The organism is Pontibacter brevis (genome assembly GCF_054779655.1).
In genome coordinates this window covers 1-13,557 of sequence record NZ_BAAGXV010000090.1, presented here as the reverse complement: position 1 = coordinate 13,557, position 13,557 = coordinate 1, and the positions used below count along the sequence as shown (strand labels likewise).

The following is a 13,557-nucleotide window of genomic DNA, read 5'->3' as shown; positions in this document are numbered from 1 at the left end:
TTTTACTTTTTTAGGTGCTTAAAAGCTATGCAATTATAGCGATAAATAAATATACTTGCTTGATATTATTTAATAAGACGACAAAATAAGTTACGGATTCAAACAGTGGAATAGGACTCAGGTAATACTGCCTTTGTGGATAAGCAGGAAAGAGCCAACTAGACTGCTGGACTTTGTTTAACCACAGATAAGATAACTCATAAAAAAGCCGCTCCGGCATCTCAAACCTGAGATGCCGGAGCGGCTTTTTTATATAATAAATTATTAGTACGCTGTTTACCAAACCCACTGCGGGCAGATAATACGGCGGTTATTCAGTAGTTTAAATCCGATAACCACCTCATGCGTGCCAGCGCTCACCCTGTTCAGGGTAGAGGTGGTGGCATCGTAAGAGTAGGAGATGTCCAGCAAAGGACTTACGTAAACGCCCAGCATGCCCACCAATGCATCATTGTGGCGGTAAGAGGCTCCTACCCAGAAGCGCTCGTCGTACATCACGCGCAGGCTGGCATCAACTGAAAGTGGGCTGGGATCTGCCAGTTTCAGCATCACCGACGGAATTACATCAATGCGCTCCATTGGTTCGAAGCGGTAACTACCTGTTAAAAAGTAATGCCGCTGTAGTGCCAGGGCCGGATTCTGGCTGCCTTCTGGCTGAAAGGTACCGGTATTCTCCAGCAACTGAGCCCCTGATACGCCCACAGAGAAGTTCCGGGAGTATACCCAAAGACCGAGGTTCAAATCAAAAACGTTGTTGTTAATATCCCCGCCACCAATCAGGGGGTCATTCGGGTTAGTAAACTGCAGCTCGCCAGAGTTTATAGAATTCCGGATTAAGCCTGCCGCTGCACCCGCCGACACGTTGATAGAAGTGGTAATAGGCAGGTGGTACGCATAAGAAAAATTAACGCCAGTCCGGCGGAGTGGCCCTGTCTTGTCTGTGTGCATGGATACCCCTACTCCGTGGTGTGCCAGGGCCCGGTGGTACCTGTTACCGGAAGCTCCTTTATTAAGAGGAGTGTGCGCCGTCACATAATAGGTGGTGGGAGCGCCGTCTATGCCAATCCACTGCCGTCTGTTGCTGATCCTGATATCGGCGTAATCCTCAATGCCTGTAATAGCAGGATTCAGCAGGAAATTGTTGAGCATGTATTGGCTGTACTGCGGGCGCTGCTGTGCCATGCCCTGCATGGCCAGCGCTGCCACAAAAACAAGTATAAGTAGAAGCTGCTTCTTCATGTTTAGCGGATAATGGTCACATTTCCGGAAATAGGTTTCTCGGAGCTGTTGAGGTAAATGATGTAGTAGTAGGTCGCGACTGGCAGTGGCTCACCGTTATGGGTGCCATCCCACGGCTCATTGTAGCCACCGGAAGTGCTGAATATAATATTACCCCAACGGTTGAAGACCTCCACCCGCATGTTAGGGTACTCTTCGTGGTTTTCAATCTCCCAGACTTCGTTTACGTTGTCGTTGTTCGGAGTGAAGGCATTCGGTACTGTAATGGCTGGAATCACTGTTACAGTTACTTCATCGGTAGCAGTACAGCCCTCCGCAGTGGTAACAGTAACAGTATAGGTTGTGGTCTCTGTTGGCGTGGCGATTGGGCGCGCTATGTTCGGGTTGTTCAGGCTCCCGGCCGGCTCCCACACATAAGACACTCCTCCAGAACCACGCAGCTCCGCTGTTCTGCCCTGGATGATGGTTACATCCGGGCCGGCATCAGCTACAGGCGGTACAATGGTAACGGTTACCTCGGTGCGGGCGGCACTGACACAGTTGTTGGCGTTCACGGCCTGCACATAGTAGGTGGTATTCTGCTGCAGGTTTGGTGTTGTGAAGGTTGCCCCCACAAATACAGGTGAGCCTCCTGCAGGAGCAGTATACCACTCAATTGTGTTGCCGTTTGCGTTACCTACCTCTAAAGTGGCAGAACCGTTCGGGCAGGCCCTGGCGTTCTGCACCGTCAGCACCGGGTTGGCAGGCAGCGGCGTAACCGTGATTTCAACTGGCTCAGATGATCTGGTGCAACCTTCTGAGCTAACCGTGCGCCTGAACCACGTAGTCTGTGTGAGTGTAGGCGAGGTGTAGTTTATGCCGTTGTTGTTGCCTGGCGCAGGATTGAAGCCAATGTCCGGGCCGCTTGTGCTGCTCTCCCACAGGTACGTATAAGTGCCTGTGCCCCCTGTAGGTGTGCTGCCCCGGAACTCTACTGTTGTCTGCCCGGCGCACACTGTTGGCTGCGTAGCGGTGATAGTGTTGTTAAGGATACCTTCGTTTACCTCTATCGTTACCACATCGCTTATGTTCGGCGTACAATCCCCGGCTGTTACCACACGCCTGTAGTAGGTGGTTCTGGAGATGTTGCCTGGTGTATAGCTCTGGCCTGTATTAGTGCCTGCCGCAGGAGAAAATCCACTGGTAGGGCTCGTGGTGCTGCTTTCCCACAGATAAGTGTACCTGCCATTGCCACCTGCCGGGGCGGAGCCTGTCAGTACCTGGGGCGCAGTGCCTGTACAAACCTCCTGGTCCTCCCCAATGGTGTTGTTCGTGATGGCGGGGAAAACAGTGATGGTGACAGGTTCTGAATAAGCTGTACAGCCACCCGAGGTAACAGCCCGCCTGATCCAGGTCTCTCTTTGGGTCAGTGCACCTGCCGGAATGGTGTAATTTTCCCCGTTGTTCGTGCCCGGAGCGCTTACGAATCCTTCGGTTGGGCCGTCGGTGCTGATTTCCCACAGGTAAATGTAAGGGGCACCTCCGCCGCCCGTAGGACGTGAGCCAACTAAAGGAGCTGGTGTATCGCCTTCGCAGATTTCCTGCGCAGGGCCGATGGTGTTGGCACTGGCTGGTACCGGCTCAACGGCAATAATAGCTACCACATTACTGGTGTCGGCGGTACAGCTGCCGGAGGATACGAGGCGCCTGAACCAGGTGTTGGTGTTAACAGGCGCTGTGGGCGAGTAGTTAACGTTGTTGTTTACGCCGGGTGCCGCTGTAAAGCCCGATGATGGTCCGGTGGTGCTTAGTTCCCAGGTATAGCTGTACGGCACACTGGCGTCGCCGCCTGTTGGGGTGCTGCCGGTCAGTTCAGCGGGTACATCGCCTATACAGAGGTTTTGAATTTCCTCCTCGTCAATGGCAATGGTATTGTTGGTAACACCAGGCTCCACATTGATAGCGACAGGTGCTGTCGGTCCCACACACTGTATTCCATTGGCTGTGTCTACAGCGGCCACATAATACGTGATATCTGCAGTAAGCGATGGGGTTGTGAAAGACGGCCCTATTGCAATAGGGGCAGCTCCCGCAGCATCAGACTCGAACCAGGCATAAATAGGCCCTGGCCCTGATGGCGTTAACCTGACGGTGTCGCCAATACAGGCAGTACCCGGCGCCTGTATGGTAGGCCTTGCCGGCTGCTGCAGTATCACTACTTCCTGCGTTGGCGCAGGCTGCCCCTGGTAAATCTGGTTGGAACTGCCGCATTCGTTTACTGCTTCCACCGAAACAGTGTAAGTCCCCGGTGTGGTAAAGTCGTACTGGAAGTCAAATGTGTCGGAGTTAAACGTGCGGGTGGTACTGGTCGGGCCGGTAATCCGGATGGTAACCGTTACTTCCTCGCCCAGGTTCTTGTCCACAAACAGGCCGCCACCGCCGGCGCCACCTCCACCTCCAGGGCCACTGCTGCTGTAATCTATGGTGGTAGGGCCGCAGGAAGTAACACTGGAAGGAACCTGCACCTGCGGCCAGCCCACTACAATGCTCTGGGAGGTGGTGTCTGTGCCGCAACCGTTTTCTACTATCAATTCAATCTGGTAAACACCGGATACATCGAATATAAAGACAGGATCAGGAGAGGTGAGCGTGCCTGACTCCAGGGTATAGCCCTGGTCCGGCTGCACAGACCAGGTATAAGACAGGTTGCCACCTGAAGAACTGTCGGTTGGGGTAACCCTGACAGGTACACAAGGCGGCACCTGCGATTCTTCTACCCGTTCTTTGTTATCCAGCGTAAAGTCCGCTTTCGGCTCCTGGCTCAGGTTGAACTCCTGTGTAAACACAGCCTGGCAGCCGTTGTTGTTCACGGCGCGTATGCTGATGGGATAAGTGCCTATGGTGTCGTAAGGGTTCGGGTTCTTGAGCGGGAATGGGTTTTGCTGGGCCAGGTACTCCACCTCGCCTTCTCCGTCACCCCAGTCTACGTAGTAGCGGACAATGTCTCCCAGGTAGGGTGCCTGGGTCGTGTTTGTGATCGTCGCAAAAATAGAAGTATCGCCGGGCTCTACGGAGTCAGGCAAACAAACCTGGAAATCGTTTTCCTCTGTAAAAGAAATCTCCGGCGCCTGCCTCACATTGATGGATTGGGTGAGGGTATCGGAGGAGCAACCTTGTGGGTTCACGCCGTATACCTGCACATCAAAAGACTCGGTACCTGTTCCGACAGACTCATAGGTCTGTGTGGCAGGTGCAGCACCTCTGGTAGAGACGGTATTGCCATTCCCAAAGTCCCAGACATAAATTACGTCTTCGGTTGGGTTGGTTATGCTAAAGGTCAGTTCAGTGCCGGAGCAGATTGCACCTGACGGTGATATATTGAAGGTTGGCCGTGCGGGTGTTGGGTCTACTGTAACCTCAAACTCTCCGGACGTAACAGTGCCCTGGCAGCTTGCGCCTGTAACTTCTACCATATACCTGCCGCCAATATTAGATTCATAGGTCTGACCTATGGCGTTCGTAATTGCCTGTCCGTCGCGGTACCACTGGTAGCCCGTGGGCGTAAAGTTATTTCCTGCTCTTGCCCTTAGTTCGATGTTCTCGCCCTGGCATATGTTTGAAGACTGATCCGTTACAATAGACACGGTGCAGGTAACGGTGGTTTGGGCATAAGAATGCCCCACAAACAGAAAGCACAGCAGCAGCCAACAGATGTAAAAGTGCTTTTGTAAAAGAAAGTGCATTAGATCGGAGTTAAGGGTGAACTATAGGCTTAGTTTGTTTTAGAGTATGTATTACGATATCAATATATTGCTAGGTTCATGAATGAGTAGCTTAGCTCCAGTTATGAACCAGGTGATAGGGGCCAAGGTAAAGGGATAAAAAGCCCGGCCTGCAGAAATAGAACCGACGGTAAAGGGCAAAACCACCCAATACCTCTATTGCTAAAAGCTTAAAAAGGTTACATAGTAGTTTATTATTTTATCAACAAATATCTAACGTGCTAAGGGCTTGTAAATTGCATTAGATTCTGGCATAAAAATAAGCCTATGCTACCGCCTTAATTACAGCCTGGCCCTCCTGTCGCAACTTATTGCACTGTTTAGGATCTGTCCGCAGCAGGGAATTGCCAACGCAAGAACTTGTAGATGCCTTGCTTAGGTCGTTGGCTTGATACATTCCGGTTAAGGCGACTGCATTAAATAAAAGTGGGGCAGCGGCGTGAGAATGCAAGAGGAAGATCATGATAGCCTGTCTTACAAGTTCATGGATGCCTGCATGACCGGATTTGGAGGAGAATCTTCTGCCGTTCTGTACGTTTTTTATTGTCAACACACTCGTGGAGTGTAGCGAGGGCAAGTATTGTGTGAAACCGCTGTGGTAGGAACCGCTTTATGCACTGAGCTGCCAAAGGTACAGTGCCTGAAGTGGGACAAATACTTAGAAATTTGGTGAAACTACTTATATTTTGTTTGAACAGCATGAGTGGCTGCAGGAACAATACGTAAAAGTGGTTTGATTTTAATTCAAAAAGTATCCTATGATTACCACACAAGTGCAGTACCATGCAGTTGCCTCACGTATAGAACAGTTGAAAGATGCAATGCCAGGGTCTGAAGCTTCAAAAGAGCTGAAAGTTTTAACAAAGATGCTAGTGGATTTTGAAAGCAAGGCGCAGCAACCTGTCTGGAATAATCTGACAGCCCTCAAGCCCAGGTCTTTCCGTATTTAGGATGTGCGGCTCTGCAACCGCAGGAGGCATGATGTAAGGGACAGGCGGGGAGTTACAAACAAACCTTAAACTGCTTGCAGCAGGGGGCGAGCGCTGTTTTAAATAACATTACCACCCGTTAACCATCTTACCGCGGCAGCTTTGCTGGTAAAGTTCTGGAACATTCCTGTTGGCTTTACTTCTGCATAAACCGTCCTTACATAGTTTTCTACCCTCCTTTCTCTGGCGGTGTCTTTGGTGGCAATGCGGGCCAGCATCTGCAGGCGCGTGGTAACCAGGCCCCTGCCAAGGTGTTGCATTACGCTGCTGTGATTCTCATCTCCTACATTCATTTTTGTCTTACTGGTATCAAGTATGCATTTTTTAATGTCATAATTGATCACAGTTTCTATGATGATGTTGAAAGCCTGTTGAATTTGCAGCAGATCATATTCGTGCACGTCCGGGCACTGTACATACAAAATGTCGGTGGAAGGGTTGTAGTCTAGCTTAAGAAAGCCATTGTCGTACAGAATCATCCTAGGCATGTTTTTAGTGAAATGCTTTGAATTAAGTGTCTTTTGGGCGCAGTAAGACTGCGCAAATCTATCAAAGTTAACAGGATTATGTTGTTTAATCAATAAGTACAAATCCTGGCTGGCAGTTCGTTTTCCCAGCGTAGCGAGATAACTACTGATTGCAGACGTGAGGCTCCTTTATAAAGGAGCGGGAAATGCCTTTGCTCTGTAATGCAGGTAAGCAGGTTTAGGAAAACTTTCGGTGGAAGCGGGTAACCCTCATGAGGAGAGATGGTTAGAAAACCTAGTATATTAGCGAAACCACTAAAAATTTAGTGTGAATGGCCTTAACAATTTAAAGGGAATGTGTAAATTGTGCTTAGCCAAGGTAAATTATAATATGATAACGACACATGCCCAATATCATGCTGTTGCTTCACGCATCCAGCAGATAAAAGACGTACCTGAAAGTTCGGAAGCGTCAAAAGAGTTGAAGGTTTTAAGAGGCTTGCTGGGTGAATTTGAAAGTTCGCCAAAAGCAAAGTCATGGTGCAGTACTCAAAGTACCGCGTGGCCCTATAAGCACGCTGCGGTAGAAGGGCAGCAGCCAGCGTAAAATTGTTGAAGTATGGACCTTTAGATACGTCTAAAGTGGCGGTATCAACGCGTCTTGGTAGGACGCTGTTTATGTTCTTGTCCGTTTAGCGTGAAGAAGGCTGTTTTCAGGAATCTATAATGAGGGCATGCAGCCATGTTTCAGTTTCCTCTGTTGATACCCCCAAATCCTGTGCCCGTTTGAAAAAGCAACAAAAGCTTACAGGTTTTTACTTGCAAGCTTTTGTGTGAGGTAGAGCAAGCCCTCATCATCGAATAAAGCATTCGTAGATTAAGGTCGCGCTTGCCTTCTATCAGTCCTGGAAAATCAAGACGTTTTATGTGCAGAGGAACCGTAGCTTGTTGACGGTAGCCTCTCTTTGCTGAAACAGTTCTGGCTGATAAGCTCTGTTTTAACTGTGACGTAGATTAGTTCAATCGTTCACCCCGTTAGTTACTTCTGTCTTTCACACATCTGAACCCAAGGTTGCTGGAGCCGCTGGTGACTTCTCCTTTCCCCCGGCTGCCTGCCCTGTAGCGGGTGCAGTACTGATCGCTGCATAGGAAAGAGCCTCCCCGCTGCACGCGCTTGACTGCCCCTGGCTCTTCCGGATCATAACTGCTGCCTGGCCCTTTCGGGTTTACGTTGGTGCTGTGCTGATAGTAGTCTGGGCGGTAGTAATCGCTGCACCACTCCCAGACATTGCCGTCCATGTCATAGAGCCCATAGGGGTTGTGGAGGGTAGGATTTAACCGGGGCCGCACCAACAAAGCCGTCGGCTCCCGTGTTCTGGTCAGGGAAGTGTCCCTGATAGATGTTGGCAAGCCATGTACCTCCTGGTTTCAATTCATCTCCCCAGTAATAGTGCTGCCCTGTCTTACCGCCCCTGGCGGCATATTCCCATTCTGCCTCTGTTGGCAGGCGCTTTCCTGCCCATGTGGCGTAGGCAAGCGCGTCTTCGTAAGAAACATGCACAACAGGATGGTTCGGCTGTGCTTTAGCAGCACTATTTTGCCCCAGAGGCTGCTTCCAGCTGGCACCGGGTGCGTACTGCCACCACTGAAGCGGGTTATCCAGGGAGACTGGCTGCGCCGTTGCCGCAAACACACCTGAGCCCGGCACTAGTTTATCGGCAGGCACTCCGGGGTAATCTGCTGGGTTTAGGGGGCGCTCGGCCACCGTAATATACCCAGTGGCCTGCACAAATTCAGCAAACTCCGCATTCGTCACCTCATGCTCATCCATCAGAAACCACTCAGGGTTACGTTATGAACCGGTGCTGCATCAGGAAATACAGCATCATCTGCCCCCATGGCAAAGGTGCCGCCTTCAATCCAAACCATCCTGGATGGAATGGTGTCTGCTGTGCTTCCTGCATTGCTCATCTCCTTGTTCTCCTTTTCTGCCTGCTTATGAAGAGAAGCATTCTGCTGCCCGGTTTGTGGCGCACACATGGCTATCGCCGCCCCTCCTTCGCTGGCCTTCGCCAAAACGGCTTCTGCCGCCTTCTTGTCTCCAGGCTGGCAGCCAGATAAAACAACCAGGAAAAGACAACAAGAAATTACAGTGGCATTATGGAAGAATACTTTCATTCTAACTTGATACTTGAGTTTATAAGGTGAAGGGCGCTCCGTTGATTTCTGTTCAAGGGGTGAGGCCTGTCCTTGACTACAATACAGCCTTTTACTGTAAAATGGCAGGTTTGCAAACATTCTCGCCCACCCGGTCAGGGCATCACCCAAATCCCTACGCGCCTCTTCCGCAAGTGCCATTATTTTCGCTACCACCTCCGGGTACAGTTCCTGCACGTCATAGGCTTCGGCAGGGGGCATGCAATAAACATAAGTTCTTGATTAGTCCCCTTTTTTAGTAGCTGCTTTTTCTAAAAGAGCAGCTACAAGTTTGCTTATCAAGGCAATTACATCTTATAACCCAATATAAAATGTTTGCAGCACAATGAAAAATAAGTTATTGCCTGTCAAAGAAGGAGTGCCAGGAAACAGGCAGAAAGCGGACCAGGCTTGGGAGCACAGCAGACCCATATTCAATACTTCCATTGTCAGGAGGAGTCCTCTGGGGGAAGGCAATGGGTGGTAAGGCTTCACCTGCGGGCATTTCGCTTTAAAAGCAAAAAGGCTTGCAAGTTTCTCACCTGTAAGCCTTTTTGTTAATCTGAAGTAGAGGGGACAACACTCTCAGTAAAGCACTTCTACCGCCCTTCAAGCAGACTATTATTGCTTAGCTGTTACACTTGAGTTGTTGAACTCTACAACGTCAGCTGTAACTGTGCATGTTACAGTTCTGTATAGCAATCCTAAGTAAAATGACGACTTATAGCTTACGGTTAAGTTAGCTAAAGCTTGGTTAGCACTTAATGGGTTAGAAGCAAGCATTTGCTGCTTTGCGTTCGCTACCAAAGACTCTTTTGCCATGCCGCCAATTCCAAACACATAAGTAGCAGTTGACTCGCCTTTAATGTTTTGCTTAGCATATGCAAAATTTGCTGAATTTAAAGAAGCCGAACTTGCCATATCGCCGCCATGAAAAGCTGCACAGCTGGAAAGTAAGCAAGTAATAATTAATGCGCTCAAAGATTTTGTAAAAAGTTTGTTCATTTGATTCTTTTATATTTTAGCTTAACAATGAGTCAAAGTTAAAACATTATTATATATTAAATATATTTAATATATATTTTATACTGATTAAAGTTGCCCACTACACGCTATAAGAATTTAGATATTACATCGCTTTCTTATCTTAAGTGAGGAGAGGTGCTAATGCTCCCTGCACCTTCAGCCTCCGTACTTTTTAGAATGGAAGAGCAAAGAAATTAGTGGGAGTACCTGCTACTCGCTATCATCACAATTCCTTTAAGCATTGCCTTGGTTGTTGGCATGTACAAGCAGATGAAGTAGGCGTTACGGCAGGAAGAGAAATAGGAGGCGGTGGTAAACGTGTGGCTGATAGTTTTTCTGAAGCGGCAAAGAAGCTGAAGCTTTTATAAGGTTAATAGTGGAATATGAGGTGAAAAGGCTCGCAGCCACTCCAGAGCAAACCAGCCTGACATGAGCCAGAACTGCGCCGTTGGCAGCTTACCTTGGCAGCATAAGGTAGTAGTCGTCCTGATTGAAAAGGAAAGTACCGTTTCTGGCCGCTTCCACGTCCGCACAAAGGTTGTGGTGCAGGTGGCGGATGACACAGGAGCTTACGCTAAGCTGGTAAAGGTATGAGCACAGCTCTTCAAGTCTTTGCAAATAGTTTTCGTCGTTGTCTGTCTCTGGTAATGTCACGTCCAAAAGCTCTTCAATGGCGGACAATTGCGGAAAAGCGTCCTTGTACTTGGCTACCGTAGCCTGAAGTTTGGCTATGATGGTATTACATTTTGCCTTTACGTCTCTGTTATCAGACGTGTACACTGCCTTAAGCGCCATAATACTGAAGTTGCATTAATTCAAAGCGCACAAGTACAAGCTGGTACAGGTAGGCCTGGAATTAATAGGTGAACTCGTCTTGTCTGTGGTAAAATAGCTATAGGCAGGGCGGATGTGTCAAATATACATACATTATCTGAATAAAATGTTAAATATCAGGCATTTAATTAAAGGGTAAGCCATACCGCATTTAACCATGTTTTTTGAGCGGTCAGGCAGGAGCACGTTTACTATGATTTCTTAAATAATTTAGTTTGTTTAAATGCCTGCCTAATGCCTTGAAAATTGCAACAAAAGCGCCTTTGAGGTGCATTTTACCCTAGTCAACACATGTCAATTTATTCATGTCAAACTGACAACGCCTTGTCTAAATTCACCTTTAAATGGCGCTGTTAATGCGGCTCTAGAGCAAGTTGTCCAGCCTATCCATATCTTGTACGGGCGTACATCAAAACGTCTGCCTGTGACTTTGAAATGGCGTTGTGAAGGCATGCTGCCTTGCCGGAATTGCCTCACTGTCAACTTAAATTTTACTTTGACTTTCTCTGAAGAAAGGCTACATTTCAGAAGTTACTTGCAGAAGGAAAAAGGGAGCTGGTCACCTTTTTGGTCACCTAAAAAGCAATAAGGGCTTGCAAGTCATTCACTTACAAGGCCTTATCTTAATAAGAGGTAGGCCAAAGCCTTCCATTATCGAACAATCTCTCCGATGATTTAACTGCCATCGCTGATTTTTGCCATGTTCATAAGTGACTGAGGAGTTAGCAGAGAGGGAGCTATAGTTTAATTGTCTGTAGCTCCCTCTCTACTAATTTAGCCTAGGTTGATAAGTAAGCTTATGTTAAATAAAGAGGCTGCTGAAAATCTTAGTGCCCCTGCCCTTTATCTTTTCAGTAACTTAAAAACGAGAGCTGCTACAGATGTACTTTGAGGGAGGATGCTCTGTAGTGGTGCAGGTTGCGGCATGTTATGTGTGGGCCGCAAACAACAGCCAGATAAAAAACAGGAGAGCCCTCCTGCCCAAGAGCTCTTTTATATTTGCATCAGTTACGCCATTCCAAGTCAGTTAGGGCAACAGAATAACTCCCCTTCATTGCTTTTTGCTTTATTGTGTAGGACTTGGGGTAGTAGCTGGGTTCTTCATGCTTTAGTAGAGAAGGAATAGGTGTCTCTACTGATTCATTTGCTTCCATGCCCCTTAGATAGGCAAGAGTAATCATTGGCCCAAAGATGTGCACTCTCTCACCGTTAGGACCGTAGATAAATGCCTTACTAAACCCAGCGGGAGAAAACTCCGGTGAGATTATGTCCACCCAGTGCACACCCATATTCGGAACAGCAAACGGCTCAGGACCAGCGTATAAATAGAAGGAAAGGTTCCCCTTTCAACCAGTTTGTACGCTCTTCATCAAAGCCTGCCCCTCCCGGCTAATATAGAACCGTTGATTCTGAAAATACACTTTGTGCGGCGTTAACGTTAGCTGCTGTCAGTTTAGCCTAGCGTAGTTGAATGCTGCCACAAAAGTGGCATCATCCTTTGCCAAGTATCCTGCCACGTTCTCAAATTCCACGGCCTGTGGCGTGCCGTAGTTGAATATAAGCCTGGCTAAGCCATCACCACTGCGCTCTGTCTGGAAGAAGGTGTAGATGTTCAGCACCAGAAGCATCTCGGGGACATCATTGAACCCGATAGTCCAGTTCCTGCCGTCGTTTTCTATCATAGCGAAGTTATACGGCCTCTTCTGCCTTGCCCTGTTTTGATGCTCAAAGCACCTATCCAGGAAAACAACCAGCGCTTCAGGACGTGTATGCCCTTTATCAACTAACACCATAACTCAAGACTTGCTTTAAGTATTACACATTGGCAATATCAAATAGACTGAAGAAGTTCCAGCATCGGCAGGAATACCATATTCAGTAGGAATAACAGGAGCAGGACACACAGCCGTCAAAGCCCCTTCTCTGGGGACGCTGGAATGGTTTGGCATGCCTGTCCCGCTGTATACTGAATGCATGCCGAGCTAACCGTGCTACTCTGGCAACTCTACAGTGCCCAAATCCTTGATCTGGTTTTGCGTAATGCTCACATTATCTATTGTTTCGTTATGGGCGTCGTCTTCCGTATAAAACTTAACAGTATAGGTTCCTGCCGGTACGCCTTTGATGAGGAAGTCGCCGTTTTCGTTGGCAAAGCCACCGATGGTGTCACTGGCTGCTGATATCATATAAATTCCCGGTTTGTATTCGGCGGGTGTCACTCTGCCTCTGATACCTCCTGCAATTGCCTGGGTGATGGTGCGCACCACAGGCTTCAGGTTATAGGCTCCGTTACCTCTTGCCACTACCGACTTGGCCGCATCAAAGTCCAGCAGCAGGACATATGTCACATCGCTCTCAAGGTTGGCGTTTATTTCCAGCTTCACTCCTGACTGCTGCCCGCTCGGAGTCACAAGTGGTGTAATAGTGCCATCTTTCAGCTTCAGAGAGTTGTTCTGGCCCAGGATGAGTCTGATTTGTGAAATCTTGCCGGCTGGCAGCGTGGAGCTGGCCAGGAGCGTGTCTTTGCCGTTTGCGAAGTCGAGCAGGTTGTAAATGCCTGGGTTTATCTCGTCTAGTGTGATCCAGCCAGAGTCATCTCCTTCAGCCTCTTTGTGTACCTGTACCGACTGCACATCTACGTTGACTTCCTGATAGTCTCCTGGTGAGTCTGTCATACGAACTTCCATTCTTGCAGAACCCGTGTTTTCACTGTCGCAGGCACTGAACCATATAAGGCAGCTCAGCATAAGGGGAATAAAATGCTTTCTTTTCATAATAGTTGAACGTTTAAGTTATAGGTCAAATATCTGCCAGGAAGATGAAGACAAGATGAAGAATCAGGAAAAAGCTATATTTATTTAACAACATCTGTGCATCATTCTTCACAGGAGGCTTAAGGCAGATGAAGGAACAGGAGTGTTTAAGGATGACAGCATAATGCACTAGAAGCTATCTCAAAAATACCTAAGCATTATCTTCATGCACGCGAGCAGCAGGAATGCCAGGTAATTATCAGCCTTCTTTTCCTGTCTGACCAAGGTTCTT

General features: G+C 48.3%; 10 protein-coding genes. All 10 read right to left on the bottom strand.

Annotation, left to right across the window (positions count from 1 at the left end; translation table 11 throughout):
* Positions 1-276: 276 nt before the first annotated feature.
* Positions 277-1,239: a PorP/SprF family type IX secretion system membrane protein gene (locus ACYVB1_RS20960; protein WP_460925770.1), complete on the bottom strand. Its 963-nt coding sequence runs from the start codon at positions 1,237-1,239 to the stop codon at positions 277-279.
* Between the two features lie 2 nt (positions 1,240-1,241).
* Positions 1,242-4,961 carry an Ig-like domain-containing protein gene (locus tag ACYVB1_RS20955; RefSeq protein WP_460925769.1) on the bottom strand — a complete coding sequence of 1,240 codons (3,720 nt, stop codon included), beginning with the start codon at positions 4,959-4,961 and terminating at the stop codon, positions 1,242-1,244.
* 1,087 nt (positions 4,962-6,048) lie between these two features.
* On the bottom strand, positions 6,049-6,477 hold the full coding sequence (locus ACYVB1_RS20950; RefSeq protein ID WP_460925768.1) for a hypothetical protein: 429 nt from the start codon (positions 6,475-6,477) through the stop codon (positions 6,049-6,051).
* 1,014 nt (positions 6,478-7,491) lie between these two features.
* The gene (locus ACYVB1_RS20945) at positions 7,492-7,755 is read right to left on the bottom strand and encodes a formylglycine-generating enzyme family protein (protein ID WP_460925767.1); all 264 of its coding nucleotides are present in this window, start codon (positions 7,753-7,755) and stop codon (positions 7,492-7,494) included.
* A 1-nt stretch (position 7,756) separates the two neighbouring features.
* A complete protein-coding gene (locus tag ACYVB1_RS20940; protein ID WP_460925766.1) occupies positions 7,757-8,287 on the bottom strand; it encodes an SUMF1/EgtB/PvdO family nonheme iron enzyme in 531 nt (176 codons plus the stop codon).
* Complete coding sequence (locus tag ACYVB1_RS20935; protein WP_460925765.1) at positions 8,287-8,874, bottom strand: hypothetical protein; 588 nt, start codon at positions 8,872-8,874, stop codon at positions 8,287-8,289. The genes ACYVB1_RS20940 and ACYVB1_RS20935 overlap by 1 nt, the downstream gene beginning before the upstream one ends.
* A gap of 399 nt (positions 8,875-9,273) precedes the next feature.
* Positions 9,274-9,657: a DUF6567 family protein gene (locus ACYVB1_RS20930; RefSeq protein WP_460925764.1), complete on the bottom strand. Its 384-nt coding sequence runs from the start codon at positions 9,655-9,657 to the stop codon at positions 9,274-9,276.
* Positions 9,658-10,134: 477 nt separating this feature from the next.
* Complete coding sequence (locus ACYVB1_RS20925; protein WP_460925763.1) at positions 10,135-10,473, bottom strand: hypothetical protein; 339 nt, start codon at positions 10,471-10,473, stop codon at positions 10,135-10,137.
* Positions 10,474-11,960: 1,487 nt separating this feature from the next.
* Positions 11,961-12,305, bottom strand: a complete 345-nt coding sequence (locus tag ACYVB1_RS20920) for a hypothetical protein (RefSeq protein WP_460925762.1) — start codon at positions 12,303-12,305, stop codon at positions 11,961-11,963.
* Between the two features lie 198 nt (positions 12,306-12,503).
* On the bottom strand, positions 12,504-13,286 hold the full coding sequence (locus ACYVB1_RS20915; protein ID WP_460925761.1) for a DUF4382 domain-containing protein: 783 nt from the start codon (positions 13,284-13,286) through the stop codon (positions 12,504-12,506).
* Positions 13,287-13,557: the final 271 nt, after the last annotated feature.

Bases quoted from the DNA above. Each gene is read 5' to 3' on its own strand.
- ACYVB1_RS20960 (WP_460925770.1), bottom strand. From the start codon at position 1,239: ATGAAGAAGCAGCTTCTACTTATACTTGTTTTTGTGGCAGCGCTGGCC.
- ACYVB1_RS20955 (WP_460925769.1), bottom strand. From the start codon at position 4,961: ATGCACTTTCTTTTACAAAAGCACTTTTACATCTGTTGGCTGCTGCTG.
- ACYVB1_RS20950 (WP_460925768.1), bottom strand. From the start codon at position 6,477: ATGCCTAGGATGATTCTGTACGACAATGGCTTTCTTAAGCTAGACTAC.
- ACYVB1_RS20945 (WP_460925767.1), bottom strand. From the start codon at position 7,755: ATGGACGGCAATGTCTGGGAGTGGTGCAGCGATTACTACCGCCCAGAC.
- ACYVB1_RS20940 (WP_460925766.1), bottom strand. From the start codon at position 8,287: ATGGATGAGCATGAGGTGACGAATGCGGAGTTTGCTGAATTTGTGCAG.
- ACYVB1_RS20935 (WP_460925765.1), bottom strand. From the start codon at position 8,874: ATGCCCCCTGCCGAAGCCTATGACGTGCAGGAACTGTACCCGGAGGTG.
- ACYVB1_RS20930 (WP_460925764.1), bottom strand. From the start codon at position 9,657: ATGAACAAACTTTTTACAAAATCTTTGAGCGCATTAATTATTACTTGC.
- ACYVB1_RS20925 (WP_460925763.1), bottom strand. From the start codon at position 10,473: ATGGCGCTTAAGGCAGTGTACACGTCTGATAACAGAGACGTAAAGGCA.
- ACYVB1_RS20920 (WP_460925762.1), bottom strand. From the start codon at position 12,305: ATGGTGTTAGTTGATAAAGGGCATACACGTCCTGAAGCGCTGGTTGTT.
- ACYVB1_RS20915 (WP_460925761.1), bottom strand. From the start codon at position 13,286: ATGAAAAGAAAGCATTTTATTCCCCTTATGCTGAGCTGCCTTATATGG.